Here is a 15,316-nt window from a genome sequence, read left to right on the forward strand (position 1 = left end):
GTGCTTCCCTAACGCAAGGGGAAGTACCCGCTTTTTCTTGCGGTGCCTTATCATGTGCTGCATGGGCTTTATGTTTCGCGATTCCAAAAATTTCGGTCCCTTCAAGGTGAATACCTCTTCCGGCGGAGTGGGTGGCTCCACCCGTATCGGACCAATGCGCATTACCCAGCGCGCCGACGGTCGCCAATCCGTGACGATCCACACCCCGATCCGGGGTCTGAACTTCACCAAGACCTTCGGTAGCAAGCGTCGCTAATTTCGCGCCACCGCGCTGACTTCCTAGTGCCCTAAGGCGCGTTTCGTCTTCTTCGTTGCTGTCGCCGACCATGGATCCTCGGGCCATGGGTGCTTCGGATAGCGCCCCCGCATGTCTTTGCGCACGCCCTGGTAAGGGCCGTCCCAGAAGCTTTTAAGATCATCGGTGACAGCTAGTTCGCGCCCCGCTGGCGAAAGCAGGTGGAACAGAACTTTTTTACCTGCAATAGTGGGGGATTCCGCCAGTCCAAAGCACTCCTGCAGCTTGACGCGCACGATCGGTCGTCCGGTCTCGTATCCAATCTTCGGTGCAGACCCACTGGGCACTTCCAGCCGTTGCGGCACCAGTTCATCCATTCGCCCTGCCTCGGGCCACGGGAGTTGGCGCATGATCGCCTGGTAGGCGTCGATATCGGCGATTCTTTCGCCCGCGACCACTCGCTCGGCCTCTGGCGTGTAATCGCCTGCAGCAAGATCCGGCCAGGGTTCCCCCAGTTGCTGACGCAGGTAGTCGACTCTCTCTTTTACTATTGACGCCCCCTCCGTCATCTGTAGCCACCCAAGTCCCTCGGCTGCTAAGGCTGCGACGGCCTGGTGCCTATCTGCCTCGCTGAGTTCGCTGACCGAAACTGGCGTACTGGAAAGCTCGATGGCTCCGAGGTGGCGGGTGCGCCGGGCCCGGAGCTTGCCTTCAGTTATGTGTGCGGTGACGTCTTCCCGGATCTGCGATGAGCTTGGCTGCTGCAGGCTTGCTGCGGCACGGATCAGGGGAGTACGTCCTAATTGCACTTCTGCCACTGCCAGCCATTCGGAGCCACTGAGTGTGCGGCGCAACTCAGGGGCCAGTATGGCACGGGTGCCGGAGGCCAGCAGATACACTGCCTGGTCGGCGTCTGTGCCCACGAGTTTGGCCACACGGTCGGGATAGGCAGAGGCCACGATGTCGCCCGGAGTAGCCGGGCCATGGTCATTCACCATCCGGGCGAAGCGACGGACCTCGGAAGCTGGTGGCTTTGCTTCGGCCAGATCCCCTTGCAAACCGGTAGCCAGCGCCGCGACAACTTTGGCTGCGCCTGAGCCGTGCGCCAGCAGGGCTGCTCCGAGGCGTGGGTCGGCGGGAATGCGCGCAAGCTTCTGGCCTAACTCGGTAATGGAACCCTTTGAGTCCAGGGCACCCAGATAGTGCAGTTCCTGGTGGGCATCGGTGAGAGTTGCGGCCGGCGGGGCGTCGAGAAGAGAGATATCGGGGGAACCCCATGCGGCGAGCGTGAGAGCAGCGGCGACAAGATCCGAGGAGAGGATCTCCGGGGTGATGTCGGGTGCAAAGTGGGAGTAGTCAGCGGCAGAGTAAGTACGGTAGACCTGGCCTGGGCCAAGACGCCCTGCGCGACCAGCACGTTGATCGGCGCTAGCTCTGGAAGTGGAGGTAGTGACAAGCCCGGACATCCCGCGTGCTTGGTCGCGGCGGGGTGTGCGAGAAAGGCCTGCGTCGATGACCGCGTGGACACCGGGAACAGTCAGGGAAGATTCGGCGATGGAGGTCGCGACCACGATGGGGGAGTCTCCGGTCAGTGCTGCGTCTTGTTCCTGGGACGTCAAGCTGCCATGCAGCGGGGCAGCGTCGGGGAGGTGGGTACAGACCCAGTCGATTTCTTTACGTCCGGGGACGAAAACGAGTGTGCGGTGATCCGCGTGACCAGACTCGCGCTGGTTGTCGGTAGCCTGTTGTGCGAGTTTGGCAACATGGCGATAGAAAGCGGGTGAGCCCTGTGCACGTTCGGGGTGAGGGTGATAAGAAATCTCGAGGGGGTGGGTGACTGCTGGAGTGGATACAACCTGCGCACCCATGTACTCCGCGAGCTTCTGCGTGTCGACAGTGGCGGACATGGCGCACAGGTAGAGCTCCTCGGTGGGGTCGCCTTCACGCAGCATGGCGACTTCCTGGCACATGGCCAACACAAGGTCGGAGTCCAATTGGCGCTCGTGGACTTCGTCGATGAGGATCGCACCCACGCCCTCTAAGGCGGGGTCTGCAAGCAGGCGATTGAGGAGCACACCCGGGGTGACGAAGTCCACGAGAGTTCCTGGGTGATGTTCGCCGCGGATGCTATAACCGACCCGGTCACCGACGCGGGTGCCGTCCAATTGCGAAAGGCGCCGGGCAGCCGCGCGGACGGCTACGCGACGAGGCGCGGTGACGAGTACTTTCTGCGGAGTGGCTACTTGCGCTGAGCTCTGCAAAATATTGGAGAGTGCTGGAGGGACTAGGGTTGTCTTACCAGTTCCCGGCGGTGCTTCCACCACCAAAGGGCCGCGTTGGGGGATTCGGGGGAGCAGCTCGGCGGCGGGTAGCCCCTCGCCGATGGATGCAAGGTCGAACGGGTAAGGAAACATCGCGATGATTGTAGGCCAGTGCGTTTAAGAAAATGGGATTTGGTAGCTGGCACAAGGTGCACTAAACTTCTTCCCCGTAGATTGTATTGTCTCCGCTGGTGCAGTGGTGGCCACAGGTTAGCCGAGGTTTATGCCGGGCTAACGTCTAGGCCGGTTGTGCAGCTGGAGTGCGATGCAGGGATCTCCACGTTATTGCGTGGGGTGATACACCACGGAAGAGGCCCCGTAAGGAAGAGCCCCTTATTTTTCGTGTGTGCGCATCCTTTGGGATCCCCAAAGCTACAAATGCTCAACCCGCAGGGCAGTCACCACTTCGGTGGCCGTGTTGCGATACTGCGCCGAAAGAACCGAAAGAAAGTTCATCTATGCCAACTATTCAGCAGCTGGTCCGCAAGGGCCGTCACGATAAGAGCACGAAGGTTGCCACTGCTGCGCTGAAGGGCTCCCCGCAGCGCCGCGGTGTGTGCACCCGTGTGTACACCACTACCCCGAAGAAGCCGAACTCCGCACTGCGTAAGGTCGCTCGTGTTCGCCTGACCTCCGGTATCGAGGTTTCCGCCTACATTCCAGGTGAGGGTCACAACCTGCAGGAGCACTCCATGGTGCTCGTCCGCGGTGGTCGTGTGAAGGACCTCCCGGGTGTTCGTTACAAGATCGTGCGTGGTTCCCTCGACACCCAGGGTGTTAAGGACCGCAAGCAGGCACGTTCCCGCTACGGCGCTAAGAAGGAGAAGTAAACAATGCCACGTAAGGGTCCAGCACCTTCCCGACAGCTAGTCAAGGATCCAGTTTACGGCGACGTTCTCGTCTCCCAGCTGGTTAACAAGGTTCTCCTTGACGGTAAGAAGTCCACCGCAGAGCGCATCGTTTACGGCGCTCTGGAGCAGTGCCGCGAGAAGACCGGCACCGATCCGATCCTCACCCTGAAGAAGGCTCTCGACAACGTTAAGCCGGCTCTTGAGGTTCGTTCCCGCCGTGTTGGTGGCGCTACCTACCAGGTTCCGGTTGAGGTTCGCCCCGGCCGTTCCACCACCCTCGCACTGCGTTGGCTGGTGACCTTCACCCGCCAGCGTCGTGAGAACACCATGACCGAGCGTCTTGCCAACGAGATCCTGGACGCATCGAACGGTCTGGGTGCATCCGTGAAGCGTCGTGAAGACACTCACAAGATGGCAGAGGCCAACCGCGCCTTCGCCCACTACCGCTGGTAACAGTGGTTTTATAGCCTCACAACCCTCAACTTCATATAGGGGTAGTGGGGCTATCGTGCTATTAAGCGCGTGAGGGCGCTAACTAGTAGACACGAGAAAACACTAGAAAACAGCAGACCCTCAACGAGACGTGACAGCGTAAAGCTGGCACAATAGAACGAGTACGTAATCGCCTGCGGCTTTCGGGGCTTTTAGAAGCACTACTGAACAACAATGTGAACAACATGGAAGTTCCAGCAAAGTCGCTCAACAACGAAATGAGCGGGGTAACCCAGTGGCACTTGAAGCGTTGACCGACCTGAAAAAGGTCCGCAACATCGGCATCATGGCGCACATCGATGCTGGTAAGACGACCACCACGGAGCGCATCCTTTTCTACACCGGCATCAACCGTAAGGTCGGTGAGACCCACGATGGCGCCTCCACGATGGACTGGATGGACCAGGAGAAGGAGCGCGGTATTACCATTACGTCCGCCGCTACCACCTGTTTCTGGAAAGACAACCAGATCAACATCATCGACACCCCAGGTCACGTGGACTTCACCATTGAGGTGGAGCGTTCCCTCCGTGTCCTCGACGGTGCGGTTGCTGTGTTCGACGCCAAGGAAGGCGTGGAGCCGCAGTCCGAGCAGGTCTGGCGCCAGGCAACCAAGTACGACGTTCCGCGTATCTGCTTCGTCAACAAGATGGACAAGCTGGGTGCGGACTTTTACTACACCGTGCAGACCATCGTCGACCGCCTGGGCGCAAAGCCGCTGGTGATGGCTTTGCCGATCGGCGCTGAGGATGACTTCGACGGCATCGTCGACCTGCTGAACATGCGCGCCGTGACCTGGCGCGGCAAGGTCGAGATCGGTGCCGAGGCGACCTACGAGGAGATCCCGGAGGATCTGAAGGAAAAGGCTGAGGAGTACCGCGAAAAGCTCGTCGAGACCATTGCTGAGTCCGACGAAGAGCTGATGGAGCGTTACTTCGCCGGTGAGGAAATCACCGTCGACGAGCTGAAGGCACAGATCCGTAAGCTGACCATCAGCTCTGAGGTCTACCCGGTCTACTGTGGCTCCGCCTACAAGAACAAGGGCATCCAGCCGATGCTGGACGCTGTGATCGACTTCCTGCCGAACCCGATGGACGTTGGCTCCATTAAGGGCCACGACGCTAAGGACCCCGAGGTTGAGGTTCTGCGCAAGCCGTCCAAGGACGAGCCGTTCTCCGCTCTGGCGTTCAAGGTTGCCGTTCACCCGTTCTTCGGCAAGCTGACCTACGTTCGCGTGTACTCCGGCTCTGTCGAAACTGGTGGTCAGGTCATGAACTCCACCAAGGAGAAGAAGGAGCGCATCGGCAAGCTGTTCCAGATGCACTCCAACAAGGAGCAGCCGGTGGATCGTGCATCCGCTGGTCACATCTACGCCTTCATCGGCCTGAAGGACACCACCACCGGTGACACCCTGTGTGACGCTCAGGATCCGGTCATCCTGGAGTCCATGGACTTCCCGGATCCGGTTATCGAGGTGGCCATCGAGCCAAAGACCAAGTCCGACCAGGAGAAGCTGGGTACCGCTATCCAGAAGCTGGCCGAAGAGGACCCAACCTTCACCGTGAAGCTGGACGAAGAGACCGGCCAGACGGTGTTGGGCGGCATGGGCGAGCTCCACCTGGACGTGATGGTCGACCGCATGAAGCGTGAGTTCAAGGTCGAAGCAAACATCGGTAACCCGCAGGTTGCTTACCGCGAGACCATCCGCAAGCCGGTCGAGAAGCTGGAGTACACCCACAAGAAGCAGACTGGTGGTTCCGGTCAGTTCGCGCGCGTCATCATCGCGCTCGAGCCTTACGAGCCAGAAGAGGGCTCCGAGGAGAACTACGTATTTATCAATGAGGTCACCGGTGGTCGCGTGCCGAAGGAGTACATCCCGTCTGTCGACGCTGGTATCCAGGACGCTATGCAGTACGGCTACCTGGCCGGCTTCCCGCTGGTAAACATCAAGGCCACCCTGCTGGATGGTGCTTACCACGAGGTCGACTCCTCTGAGATGGCCTTCAAGCTGGCCGGTTCTCAGGCTCTGAAGGAAGCAGTTGCCAAGGCAAAGCCGGTTCTGCTGGAGCCGCTGATGGCTGTTGAGGTCATCACCCCTGAGGAGTACATGGGCGACGTCATCGGCGACATCAACTCCCGCCGTGGCCAGGTTTCCTCCATGGACGACCGTGCTGGCGCCAAGGTTGTCAAGGCTAAGGTGCCGCTGTCTGAGATGTTCGGCTACATCGGTGACCTGCGTTCCCGCACCGCCGGTCGTGCAAACTTCTCGATGATCTTCGACTCCTACGGTGAGGTTCCGACCAACGTTGCTTCCGACATCATCGCGGAGCGCACCGGAGGCCAGGCCTAATACTGGGGTCGTTTCCGCCCCTCTCTAGCTAAGGCTTCCTTCATCTTTGTGACGCCCAAGGCTCCGTCGTAACGGGGCTGACAAGAGGGTTCACGGGGTGAGGGGCCTTGCGGGGTAGGGGTCAGCACGGCGCAGGCCTGCGTCAAAAAGTAACCAAATAGATAACTAGCTAAGACGGCTAGAAATAGTTGTCTCTAAGGGCTTACCCTAATTTATGTGGGGTTTTGGCTTTGCTTACAGAGGCTAATTTTTCTAGATGGGGTACAGTGACGTAGGATGCGGTGTGCTGGCCGTTACCCAGTTCGCGTGTAGCGCGACTGGCCTCGAAACACAAAGTCGAGGCGAAGATGTTCGTTACACGGATAATCTGAAATTCGGCAAGAAGTAAGAAAACTAGCCAGTGAGCAATCCGCAAACTGCGGGGAAGCAGCTGGTTGGGAATAAAAGTTAATGTGGCTGCGAGAGTCGTAGCCACCGAGCAGTCCAGGAGGACACAAAGTGGCGAAGGCTAAGTTCGAGCGTTCCAAGCCGCACGTAAACATCGGCACCATTGGTCACGTCGACCACGGCAAGACCACCACCACTGCCGCGATCACCAAGGTTCTGGCTGACGCATTCCCCGAGGCCAACAAGTCCTTCGCTTTCGACGCCATCGATAAGGCGCCGGAGGAGAAGGAGCGTGGCATCACGATCAACATCTCCCACGTTGAGTACGAGACCGAGAAGCGCCACTACGCTCACGTTGACGCTCCGGGTCACGCCGACTACATCAAGAACATGATCACCGGTGCTGCTCAGATGGACGGCGCTATCCTGGTTGTTGCTGCAACCGATGGCCCGATGCCGCAGACCCGCGAGCACGTTCTGCTGGCTCGCCAGGTTGGCGTTCCTTACATCCTGGTTGCACTGAACAAGTGCGACATGGTTGACGATGAGGAGCTGCTGGAGCTCGTCGAGATGGAGGTTCGCGAGCTGCTGGCCGAGCAGGAGTTCGACGAGGAAGCTCCGGTTGTTCACATCTCCGCACTGAAGGCCCTGGAGGGCGACGAGAAGTGGGGCAAGCAGATCCTCGAGCTGATGCAGGCTTGTGACGACTCCATCCCGGATCCGGAGCGCGAGACCGACAAGCCGTTCCTGATGCCGGTTGAGGACATCTTCACCATTACCGGTCGCGGTACCGTTGTTACCGGCCGTGTTGAGCGTGGCATCCTGAACCTGAACGACGAGGTCGAGATTCTGGGTATCCGCGAGAAGGCCCAGAAGACCACCGTTACCTCCATCGAGATGTTCAACAAGCTGCTGGACACCGCAGAGGCTGGCGACAACGCTGCACTGCTGCTGCGTGGTCTGAAGCGCGAGGACGTTGAGCGTGGCCAGATCGTTGCTAAGCCGGGCGCATACACCCCGCACACCGAGTTCGAGGGCTCCGTTTACGTTCTGTCCAAGGACGAGGGCGGCCGCCACACCCCGTTCTTCGACAACTACCGTCCGCAGTTCTACTTCCGCACCACCGACGTTACCGGTGTTGTTAAGCTGCCGGAGGGCACCGAGATGGTTATGCCGGGCGACAACGTTGACATGTCCGTCACCCTGATCCAGCCGGTCGCAATGGACGAGGGTCTGCGCTTCGCTATCCGTGAGGGTGGCCGCACCGTTGGCGCTGGTCGCGTTACCAAGATCACCAAGTAGTAATCACTACTTCACGCTGATCTCCGCTTAGCGCTACGGCGCTAAACGGAAAATGCCCCGGATTCTTTAAAGAGCCCGGGGCGTTTTTGTATTCAGGAATGTATCCGTGCAACCTATTCCCAGGGGAATTGATTCAACGTAGTCCAACTGAGAACGTTGTTCTTGCCAGACGTCGGAACGGCGATACTAAGGGCGTCGGCAAGATAGCGATCCTCACTCATTTCCAACGGCGAGCCTTTCGCATCGCGTGACAAACGACGGTGTACCAGAACTGGGTCACCGGCAGCCAGCGGCAACCACTGGGCATCAACGGCTCCAGCTTTAGAGGCCGAGAAGACATTGTCTGCGGCGAAGAAGTGGATATTGTGACGCGCCGCTAGTTCGTTAGTGACAGAGGGACACGTTGGATCCATAGCTGCGACCTTCGTGCCCACCCAAGCGGGGTAGCGTGTGCGTTCCAGCATGATAGGTGCACCGTCAATAGTGCGGACGCGTAGAACCGTGAGTACCTGCTGGCCGTCGGGGATTCGCAGCAGCTGTGAGTCTTGCTCAGTTTGTTCGACCCATTCTTGTTTGATGACATGCCCACCAGGGGTTCGTCCGCGTCCATAGGCCCATTGTGCGAAACTTCGGAACTTGGAGATCTCCGGAAAGCGAGCGGGCATCCGCATGACGACTTTGCGGGCACCGCGTTTGGAACTAAGGGTTCCGTCGTCCACCAGCACGTTAAGAGCCTGGCGCATAGTTCCGGGGGCTACGTGAAAGCGCTCCGAGAGCTGCTTCTCACTCGGTAGTGGTTCCCCGACCGCGAAACGCTCGCTACGGATGTCCTCACGCAGCTCGTGGGCGATCTGCTGGTAACGGGCGGTCACTCGTTGTCTCCCTCCTGATAGCCGCGCCGAAACTCCTGGGGCAGTTTGTGGAAGAGGGTACGGCGGACATTGCCGGCGAACCTTCCGGCGCTGCGTGCAAGATTCTCGGCCACGCCAACGGCTTGCTCAGCGGCGTCCAAAGCCTGGTCTGCTGTCTGCTCAGAAATGAAGCTAGGTCGGTGTTCTTGCACTTGTCGGCGTAGTCGCGCGCGCCGATCCCAGGCGTCGTCTAATACTCGCAGTGCCTCGATGAGTTCTGCGTCGCTTCCTCCCGCGTCGGGGTGGTGCTTCCGAACTAGTGCGCGCCGTTGGCGCAGATACTCGGGGTTGCTTCGGTAGTCGCTCATGGGTGTTCCTTCTTCGGGTGACGCCACCTCGGTGCCATTCAACTTTAGAATCCGCTACACGGTGATTGTAGTGCTCAACCCTTCTGTGGAGTGTAAGGCGGTTGGTGAGTGGGGGCGTCATAAAGAAAAGGGGAAAGGGATTTGGTTTCGGCGCGCCCGGTGTGGTTGAATACTTGACGTTGCTTTAACACGGCACATGAGGCTAGTTGGATACGCAGAGTGTCCAGCATCGCGGCCAAGAAGGTGTCGATGGTGAAGTGAGCATGATCCATCGTCGGTGAAGAACCTCGCGACAGTGATCCGAAAGGATCGCAGTGGGGCTACTTTGCTGTGCGGTACTTAAAAAGTGGAAGGGCGACACGCCCGACCGCGGGTGCCGGAGGATGGGGCATGGTAAATGAACAGCGGCAGTAAGCGAAGGACAATCCTTCCGACAAGGCGCGGAACGCGTTTCCAAGCTTTGCTCCATATATAAGATTTATAAAAGGTCTCGGTTGAACCAGACTGATCGTGGAGCGAGTAAGGGGCGGGAACCGGGTGTTGTTACATCACTTGATAATCCAAGTGCTGATGGCGTGTGTTCATTAAAACCAAAATGACCCGCATTCCGTCGATGGCACAAACAAGTAAATGTAAGACACAAGCGACACTGGCGACTGGACCAGGCCCCTAGGCCGGACAGCGTTAAGACTAAGACAGATAAGAAGCGTGCTTTTCTGCTGTGAATACAGCAAGAGCGCTTTGAAGGAAGAGGACAAGCGTGGCGGGACAGAAGATCCGCATTAGGCTCAAGGCCTACGATCACGAGGCTATCGACGCTTCTGCCAAGAAGATCGTCGAGACGGTAACCCGTACCGGCGCTCGTGTTGTCGGCCCAGTGCCACTGCCAACTGAAAAGAACGTGTACTGCGTCATCCGTTCTCCGCACAAGTACAAGGACTCGCGCGAGCACTTCGAGATGCGTACGCACAAGCGTCTGATCGACATTCTCGACCCAACCCCGAAGACCGTTGACGCTCTCATGCGCATCGATCTTCCGGCCAGCGTCGACGTCAACATTCAGTAAGCGGCAAACGAGTCTGAACTACTGAAACGGCAGCGGAAGAGAAACTATGAGTGATATTGAGATCAAGGGCATCCTGGGCAAGAAGCTCGGCATGACCCAGATCTTCGACGAAGAAAACCGTGTTGTACCGGTTACCGTCGTCGAGGCTGGGCCTTGTGTCGTAACCCAGGTGCGTACCAAGGAAACCGACGGCTACGAAGCCGTACAGATCGCCTTCGGCGAGATCGACCCGCGCAAGGTAAACAAGCCGGCCGCTGGTCACTTCAAGAAGGCTGGCGTGACTCCGCGCCGCCACGTCGCTGAGATCCGCGTTGCAGACGCATCCAGCTACGAGGTAGGCCAGGACGTCACCGTCGACATCTTCAACGATGTCAAGTTCGTCGACGTGACGGGCACCACCAAGGGCAAGGGCTACGCTGGCGGCATGAAGCGCCACGGCTTCGCTGGCCAGGGTGCTGCTCACGGTAACCAGGCTGCACACCGCCGCGTGGGCTCCATCGGACAGGCTGCCACCCCAGGCCGCGTGTTCAAGGGCAAGCGCATGGCAGGCCGCATGGGTAACGACCGCGTTACCCAGCAGAACCTGAAGGTTGCCAAGGTCGACGCAGAGTCCAACCTGCTCCTGATCAAGGGTGCAGTTCCGGGTGTCAACGGCGGCCTCGTCGTTGTCAAGACCGCAGTGAAGGGCGGTGCACACGCATGAGCAATCTAAAGCTTGATGTCCACACCGCTGACGGTAAGACCAACGGCACGGTCGAGCTGCCCGCATCCATCTTTGATGCAGAGGCAAGCGTCGCACTGATGCACCAGGTCGTTACCGCTCAGCTCGCAGCAAAGCGTCAGGGTACCCACGCTACGAAGACTCGTGGCCAGGTTTCCGGCGGTGGCCGTAAGCCGTTCCGCCAGAAGGGCACCGGTCGCGCACGTCAGGGCTCCATCCGCGCTCCCCACTTCACCGGTGGTGGCACGGTCCACGGCCCGCAGCCGCGCGATTACTCCCAGCGCACCCCGAAGAAGATGAAGGCTGCCGCTCTGCGTGGCGCCCTCACCGATCGCGTGCGCCACAACCGCATCCACGTGGTTGAGGAGCTGGTTCCAGGCCAGACCCCGTCCACCAAGGCTGCTCGCACTTTCATCGAGCGTCTGACGGATCGTAAGTCCGTGCTGGTCGTTCTGACCCGCGAAGACGTCACCGCATGGAAGTCCGTAAACAACCTGCCGCAGGTGCACACCCTGGTTAACGACCAGCTGAACACCTACGACGTTTTGAACGCAGACGATGTTGTGTTCTCCGTGGAGGCACTGAACGCCTTCATCAACGCCGCAGATAAGACCAAGGAGGAGGCAAAGTGAGCACTGTAGCTGATCCTCGCGATATCATCATCGCTCCGGTCGTGTCTGAGAAGTCCTACGGCCTGATGGAGCAGAACGTTTACACGTTCCTGGTTAACCCCAGCTCTAACAAGACCCAAATCAAGATTGCCGTCGAGCAGATTTTTGGTGTGAAGGTCGCCAGCGTTAACACCGTTAACCGTGAGGGCAAGCGTAAGCGCACCCGCACCGGCTACGGCCAGCGCAAGGCAACCAAGCGCGCCATGGTGACCCTGGTCGCCGGCAGCGATCCGATCGACATCTTCGGTGGAGCGACCGCCTAAGGGCGGCCGGATACCGAAAGGTAAAGAGGAAGCAAGAGTATGGCTATTCGTAAGTACAAGCCGACTACGCCGGGTCGCCGCCAGAGTTCTGTCTCCGAGTTCGCGGAAATTACCCGTTCAACTCCCGAGAAGTCTCTGCTGCGCCCGCTGTCGAAGACCGGTGGCCGTAACGTTCACGGCCACATCACTACCCGTCACAAGGGTGGTGGCCACAAGCGCCGCTACCGCGTTATCGACTTCCGTCGTAACGACAAGGACGGCGTGATTGCCAAGGTCGCTCACATCGAGTACGACCCGAACCGCACCGCTAACATTGCGCTGCTGCACTACCGCGATGGCGAGAAGCGTTACATCATCGCTCCGCGTGGTCTGAAGCAGGGCGCTCTGCTGGAGTCCGGCCCGAACGCTGACATCAAGGTTGGCAATAACCTGCCGCTGCGTAACATCCCGACCGGTACCACCATCCACGCTGTGGAGCTGAAGCCGGGCGGCGGCGCCAAGATGGCTCGTTCCGCTGGTGCCTCCATCCAGCTGCTGGGTAAGGAAGGCAAGTACGCAATTCTGCGTATGCCGTCCACCGAGATCCGTCGCGTTGACATCCGTTGCCGCGCAACCATCGGTGAGGTCGGCAACCAGGAGCAGATCAACATCCGCTGGGGCAAGGCTGGCCGTATGCGCTGGAAGGGCGTTCGCCCGACCGTCCGCGGTGTTGTGATGAACCCGGTTGACCACCCGCACGGTGGTGGTGAGGGTAAGACCTCCGGTGGTCGTCACCCTGTGTCTCCTTGGGGTCAGCCTGAGGGACGCACCCGCAAGCCGAACCGTCCAAGCGACCGGATGATCGTTCGCCGTCGTCGCTCCAACAAGAACAAGAAGCGCTAAGAGGAGGTAGTAGAGAATGCCACGCAGCCTGAAGAAGGGCCCATTCGTCGACGAACACCTCCTTGCGAAGGTGGACGCTCAGAACGAAAAGGGCAACAAGAACGTCATCAAGACGTGGTCCCGTCGCTCGACCATTCTTCCCGATTTCATTGGCCACACTTTCGCCGTCCACGACGGTCGCAAGCACGTGCCGGTGTTCATCGATGATTCCATGGTCGGTCACAAGCTAGGTGAGTTCGCTCCTACGAAGACCTTCAAGGGTCACGTCAAGGACGACAAGAAGGGTCGTCGATAATTATGTCTGACACCGTAACCACCGCACGCGCAACCGCGCGTTTCGTCCGCGTCACTCCGATGAAGGCTCGCCGCGTGATCGACACGATCCGTGGCAAGTCCGTCGAGGACGCCCTGGCGATCCTGAAGTACGCTCCGCAGGCCGCTTCCGAGCCGGTCGCGAAGGTCGTTGCTTCGGCCGCCGCCAACGCCGAGAACAACTTCGGCTTGGATCCGCAGACGCTGGTCATCTCTGAGGCTTACGCCGATGAGGGTCCGACCATGCGCCGTTTCCGTCCCCGCGCCCAGGGTCGTGCTTTCCACGTCCGCAAGCGCACCAGCCACATCACTGTGGTCGTCGAGAGCCAGAAGGGAAGTGCTCAGTAGTGGGCCAGAAAATCCACCCCCACGGCCTCCGGCTGGGTATCACTTCCGAGTGGCGCTCCCGCTGGTACGCCGACAAGCAGTACGCTGACTACCTCGCTGAGGACATCAAGATCCGCGACTTCCTGTCCGAGGGTCTTGACCGCGCCGGCATCGCCGACGTTGTCATCGAGCGCACCCACGACCGGGTTCGCGTTGACATCCACACTGCCCGTCCGGGCATTGTGATCGGCCGTCGTGGCTCCGAGGCTGACCGCATCCGCGGCCAGCTGGAGAAGCTCACCGGCAAGCAGGTTCAGCTGAACATCCTCGAAGTCAAGAACATCGATGCCAATGCACAGCTGGTGGCACAGTCCATCGCTGAGCAGCTGACCAACCGCGTTGCCTTCCGTCGTGCAATGCGCAAGGCAATCCAGGGCGCTATGCGTCAGCCGCAGGTCAAGGGCATCAAGGTTGTTTGCTCCGGTCGCCTGGGTGGCGCGGAGATGGGTCGCACCGAGCGCTACCACGAGGGTCGCGTTCCGCTGCACACCCTCCGCGCTGAGATCGACTACGGCACCTACGAGGCTCACACCACTTTCGGACGCATTGGCGTCAAGGTGTGGATCTACAAGGGTGACGTTGTCGGTGGCCGTCGCGAGAGCCTGATGAATGCACGCGACGAGCGCCCGTCTCGCGGTCGTCGTGAGCGTCCACGTCGCGGTGGCGCACGTCGCCAGCGCGCTGAGCAGAAGCAGGAGGGCTAAGACACATGCTTATCCCGAAGCGCGTTAAGTACCGTCGCCAGCACCGCCCGACCCGTCGTGGCGTGTCCAAGGGCGGCAACCGCGTAACGTTCGGCGACTACGGCCTGCAGGCCCTGGAGCCGACCTACATCACCAACCGTCAGATCGAGTCCGCTCGTATCGCCATTAACCGCCACATGAAGCGTGGCGGCAAGGTGTGGATCAACATCTTCCCGGACCGTCCGCTGACCCAGAAGCCGCTCGGCGTGCGTATGGGTTCCGGTAAGGGTCCTGTGGAGAAGTGGGTTGCCAACATCAAGCCGGGTCGTATCCTCTTCGAGGCCTCTTACCCGAATGAAGAGGTTGCTCTGGAGGCCCTGCGCCGCGCTGGTAACAAGCTGCCCTGCAAGGTTCGCATCGTGAAGAAGGAGGATCAGTTCTAATGGCTACCGGAACTCCGGCACATGAGCTCCGCGAGCTCAACAACGAAGAGCTGACCACCCGCCTGCGCGAGGCGAAGGAAGAACTGTTCAACCTTCGCTTCCAGGCTGCGACCGGCCAGCTGACCAACAACCGTCGTCTGGGTGTTGTCAAGCGCGACATCGCCCGCATCTACACCGTCCTGCGCGAGCGCGAGCTCGGGCTGTCTACCAACCCAGGTGGTGACGCAGCATGAGTGAGGCAACCGTGAATGACAACGCAGCTGTGGAGAACGAGAAGGGCGCCCGCAAGGTCCGCTCCGGATACGTTGTTTCCACCAAGATGAACAAGACCATTGTGGTCGAGCTTGAGGACCGCAAGCAGCACGCACTGTACGGCAAGATCATGCGCCGTAACTCCCGCGTGAAGGTCCACGATGAGAACGAGACCGCCGGCGTAGGCGACCGCGTTCGCATCGAGGAGACCCGCCCGCTGTCCAAGGACAAGCACTTCCGCCTGACCGAGATCATCGAGAAGGCTCGCTAGTCCCTGCAGCTCTGAGAGCTCAGCCTGCTATGGCAGCTACGGCTGCTTAGGCGGCTGTAGCGCTAGACCCCCTCCCGCACTTGAACTGCTCCCCATTAGTTGGACTGAGAAATCAGTTACCGACTAGTGGGGAGTAGTTTTCATTGAGAGCACGAAGTTCGCTAAGTGAATATCAGCGCGAGCAGTTAGTGGAGTGTTTCGAGCAGGG

At 59.6% G+C, this 15,316-nt stretch carries 19 protein-coding genes; 16 read left to right on the top strand and 3 right to left on the bottom strand.

Features of this window, described 5'->3' with window-relative positions; genetic code table 11:
* Positions 1–61 precede the first annotated feature (61 nt).
* The gene (locus ACUY2T_RS05430; protein ID WP_005292014.1) at positions 62–256 is read left to right on the top strand and encodes a DUF4236 domain-containing protein; all 195 of its coding nucleotides are present in this window, start codon (positions 62–64) and stop codon (positions 254–256) included.
* Between the two features lie 23 nt (positions 257–279).
* Here ACUY2T_RS05430 and ACUY2T_RS05435 read toward each other — a convergent pair whose 3' ends face one another.
* Positions 280–2,649 carry an ATP-dependent RNA helicase gene (locus ACUY2T_RS05435; protein ID WP_448307846.1) on the bottom strand — a complete coding sequence of 790 codons (2,370 nt, stop codon included), beginning with the start codon at positions 2,647–2,649 and terminating at the stop codon, positions 280–282.
* Positions 2,650–3,014: 365 nt separating this feature from the next.
* Here ACUY2T_RS05435 and rpsL point away from each other — a divergent pair, with 365 nt between their 5' ends.
* The 4 genes from rpsL to tuf all read left to right on the top strand — a co-directional run bounded on the left by rpsL (position 3,015) and on the right by tuf (position 7,938).
* The gene (gene rpsL, locus ACUY2T_RS05440; protein WP_034971062.1) at positions 3,015–3,386 is read left to right on the top strand and encodes a 30S ribosomal protein S12; all 372 of its coding nucleotides are present in this window, start codon (positions 3,015–3,017) and stop codon (positions 3,384–3,386) included.
* Between the two features lie 3 nt (positions 3,387–3,389).
* Entirely contained in the window at positions 3,390–3,860 is a 471-nt protein-coding gene (gene rpsG / locus ACUY2T_RS05445; RefSeq protein ID WP_005291999.1) for a 30S ribosomal protein S7, read from the top strand.
* A gap of 274 nt (positions 3,861–4,134) precedes the next feature.
* Complete coding sequence (gene fusA, locus ACUY2T_RS05450; RefSeq protein ID WP_448307848.1) at positions 4,135–6,249, top strand: elongation factor G; 2,115 nt, start codon at positions 4,135–4,137, stop codon at positions 6,247–6,249.
* A gap of 498 nt (positions 6,250–6,747) precedes the next feature.
* Positions 6,748–7,938: an elongation factor Tu gene (tuf, locus tag ACUY2T_RS05455; protein ID WP_293791632.1), complete on the top strand. Its 1,191-nt coding sequence runs from the start codon at positions 6,748–6,750 to the stop codon at positions 7,936–7,938.
* A gap of 113 nt (positions 7,939–8,051) precedes the next feature.
* Here the strand turns inward: tuf and ACUY2T_RS05460 are convergent, their stop codons facing one another.
* Entirely contained in the window at positions 8,052–8,810 is a 759-nt protein-coding gene (locus ACUY2T_RS05460; RefSeq protein ID WP_293791630.1) for a GntR family transcriptional regulator, read from the bottom strand.
* A complete protein-coding gene (locus tag ACUY2T_RS05465; protein ID WP_293791629.1) occupies positions 8,807–9,157 on the bottom strand; it encodes a hypothetical protein in 351 nt (116 codons plus the stop codon). Before ACUY2T_RS05465 ends, ACUY2T_RS05460 begins: the two co-directional genes overlap by 4 nt.
* A 760-nt stretch (positions 9,158–9,917) precedes the next feature.
* Here ACUY2T_RS05465 and rpsJ point away from each other — a divergent pair.
* Genes rpsJ through rpsQ form a run of 11 tightly spaced genes read left to right on the top strand, consistent with a single transcriptional unit; the run spans position 9,918 to position 15,108 of the window.
* A complete protein-coding gene (rpsJ, locus tag ACUY2T_RS05470) occupies positions 9,918–10,223 on the top strand; it encodes a 30S ribosomal protein S10 (RefSeq protein WP_010120790.1) in 306 nt (101 codons plus the stop codon).
* Between the two features lie 46 nt (positions 10,224–10,269).
* A complete protein-coding gene (gene rplC / locus ACUY2T_RS05475) occupies positions 10,270–10,926 on the top strand; it encodes a 50S ribosomal protein L3 (RefSeq protein WP_005291985.1) in 657 nt (218 codons plus the stop codon).
* A complete protein-coding gene (gene rplD / locus ACUY2T_RS05480; RefSeq protein WP_005291982.1) occupies positions 10,923–11,576 on the top strand; it encodes a 50S ribosomal protein L4 in 654 nt (217 codons plus the stop codon). Before rplC ends, rplD begins: the two co-directional genes overlap by 4 nt.
* A complete protein-coding gene (gene rplW, locus ACUY2T_RS05485; RefSeq protein ID WP_005291980.1) occupies positions 11,573–11,878 on the top strand; it encodes a 50S ribosomal protein L23 in 306 nt (101 codons plus the stop codon). The genes rplD and rplW overlap by 4 nt, the downstream gene beginning before the upstream one ends.
* A 39-nt stretch (positions 11,879–11,917) precedes the next feature.
* Positions 11,918–12,760: a 50S ribosomal protein L2 gene (gene rplB / locus ACUY2T_RS05490; RefSeq protein ID WP_005291966.1), complete on the top strand. Its 843-nt coding sequence runs from the start codon at positions 11,918–11,920 to the stop codon at positions 12,758–12,760.
* A gap of 16 nt (positions 12,761–12,776) precedes the next feature.
* Positions 12,777–13,055, top strand: coding sequence for a 30S ribosomal protein S19 (gene rpsS, locus ACUY2T_RS05495; protein ID WP_005291963.1), 279 nt, complete (start codon positions 12,777–12,779; stop codon positions 13,053–13,055).
* Between the two features lie 2 nt (positions 13,056–13,057).
* Positions 13,058–13,420, top strand: coding sequence for a 50S ribosomal protein L22 (gene rplV, locus ACUY2T_RS05500; protein ID WP_111711900.1), 363 nt, complete (start codon positions 13,058–13,060; stop codon positions 13,418–13,420).
* Positions 13,420–14,163: a 30S ribosomal protein S3 gene (gene rpsC / locus ACUY2T_RS05505; RefSeq protein WP_035012120.1), complete on the top strand. Its 744-nt coding sequence runs from the start codon at positions 13,420–13,422 to the stop codon at positions 14,161–14,163. Before rplV ends, rpsC begins: the two co-directional genes overlap by 1 nt.
* 5 nt (positions 14,164–14,168) lie before the next feature.
* Entirely contained in the window at positions 14,169–14,585 is a 417-nt protein-coding gene (rplP, locus tag ACUY2T_RS05510; protein ID WP_005291957.1) for a 50S ribosomal protein L16, read from the top strand.
* The gene (rpmC, locus tag ACUY2T_RS05515) at positions 14,585–14,818 is read left to right on the top strand and encodes a 50S ribosomal protein L29 (protein ID WP_005291954.1); all 234 of its coding nucleotides are present in this window, start codon (positions 14,585–14,587) and stop codon (positions 14,816–14,818) included. Before rplP ends, rpmC begins: the two co-directional genes overlap by 1 nt.
* Positions 14,815–15,108 (top strand): 30S ribosomal protein S17, encoded by a 294-nt coding sequence (gene rpsQ, locus ACUY2T_RS05520; RefSeq protein WP_005291953.1) that lies wholly within the window; start codon positions 14,815–14,817, stop codon positions 15,106–15,108. Before rpmC ends, rpsQ begins: the two co-directional genes overlap by 4 nt.
* Positions 15,109–15,316 lie beyond the last annotated feature (208 nt).

It is taken from the genome of Corynebacterium sp. 22-2729 (genome assembly GCF_053479475.1).

Bases quoted from the DNA above. Each gene is read 5' to 3' on its own strand.
- ACUY2T_RS05430 (WP_005292014.1), top strand. From the start codon at position 62: ATGGGCTTTATGTTTCGCGATTCCAAAAATTTCGGTCCCTTCAAGGTG.
- ACUY2T_RS05435 (WP_448307846.1), bottom strand. From the start codon at position 2,649: ATGTTTCCTTACCCGTTCGACCTTGCATCCATCGGCGAGGGGCTACCC.
- rpsL (WP_034971062.1), top strand. From the start codon at position 3,015: ATGCCAACTATTCAGCAGCTGGTCCGCAAGGGCCGTCACGATAAGAGC.
- rpsG (WP_005291999.1), top strand. From the start codon at position 3,390: ATGCCACGTAAGGGTCCAGCACCTTCCCGACAGCTAGTCAAGGATCCA.
- ACUY2T_RS05465 (WP_293791629.1), bottom strand. From the start codon at position 9,157: ATGAGCGACTACCGAAGCAACCCCGAGTATCTGCGCCAACGGCGCGCA.
- rplC (WP_005291985.1), top strand. From the start codon at position 10,270: ATGAGTGATATTGAGATCAAGGGCATCCTGGGCAAGAAGCTCGGCATG.
- rplD (WP_005291982.1), top strand. From the start codon at position 10,923: ATGAGCAATCTAAAGCTTGATGTCCACACCGCTGACGGTAAGACCAAC.
- rplB (WP_005291966.1), top strand. From the start codon at position 11,918: ATGGCTATTCGTAAGTACAAGCCGACTACGCCGGGTCGCCGCCAGAGT.
- rpsS (WP_005291963.1), top strand. From the start codon at position 12,777: ATGCCACGCAGCCTGAAGAAGGGCCCATTCGTCGACGAACACCTCCTT.
- rplV (WP_111711900.1), top strand. From the start codon at position 13,058: ATGTCTGACACCGTAACCACCGCACGCGCAACCGCGCGTTTCGTCCGC.
- rplP (WP_005291957.1), top strand. From the start codon at position 14,169: ATGCTTATCCCGAAGCGCGTTAAGTACCGTCGCCAGCACCGCCCGACC.
- rpmC (WP_005291954.1), top strand. From the start codon at position 14,585: ATGGCTACCGGAACTCCGGCACATGAGCTCCGCGAGCTCAACAACGAA.
- rpsQ (WP_005291953.1), top strand. From the start codon at position 14,815: ATGAGTGAGGCAACCGTGAATGACAACGCAGCTGTGGAGAACGAGAAG.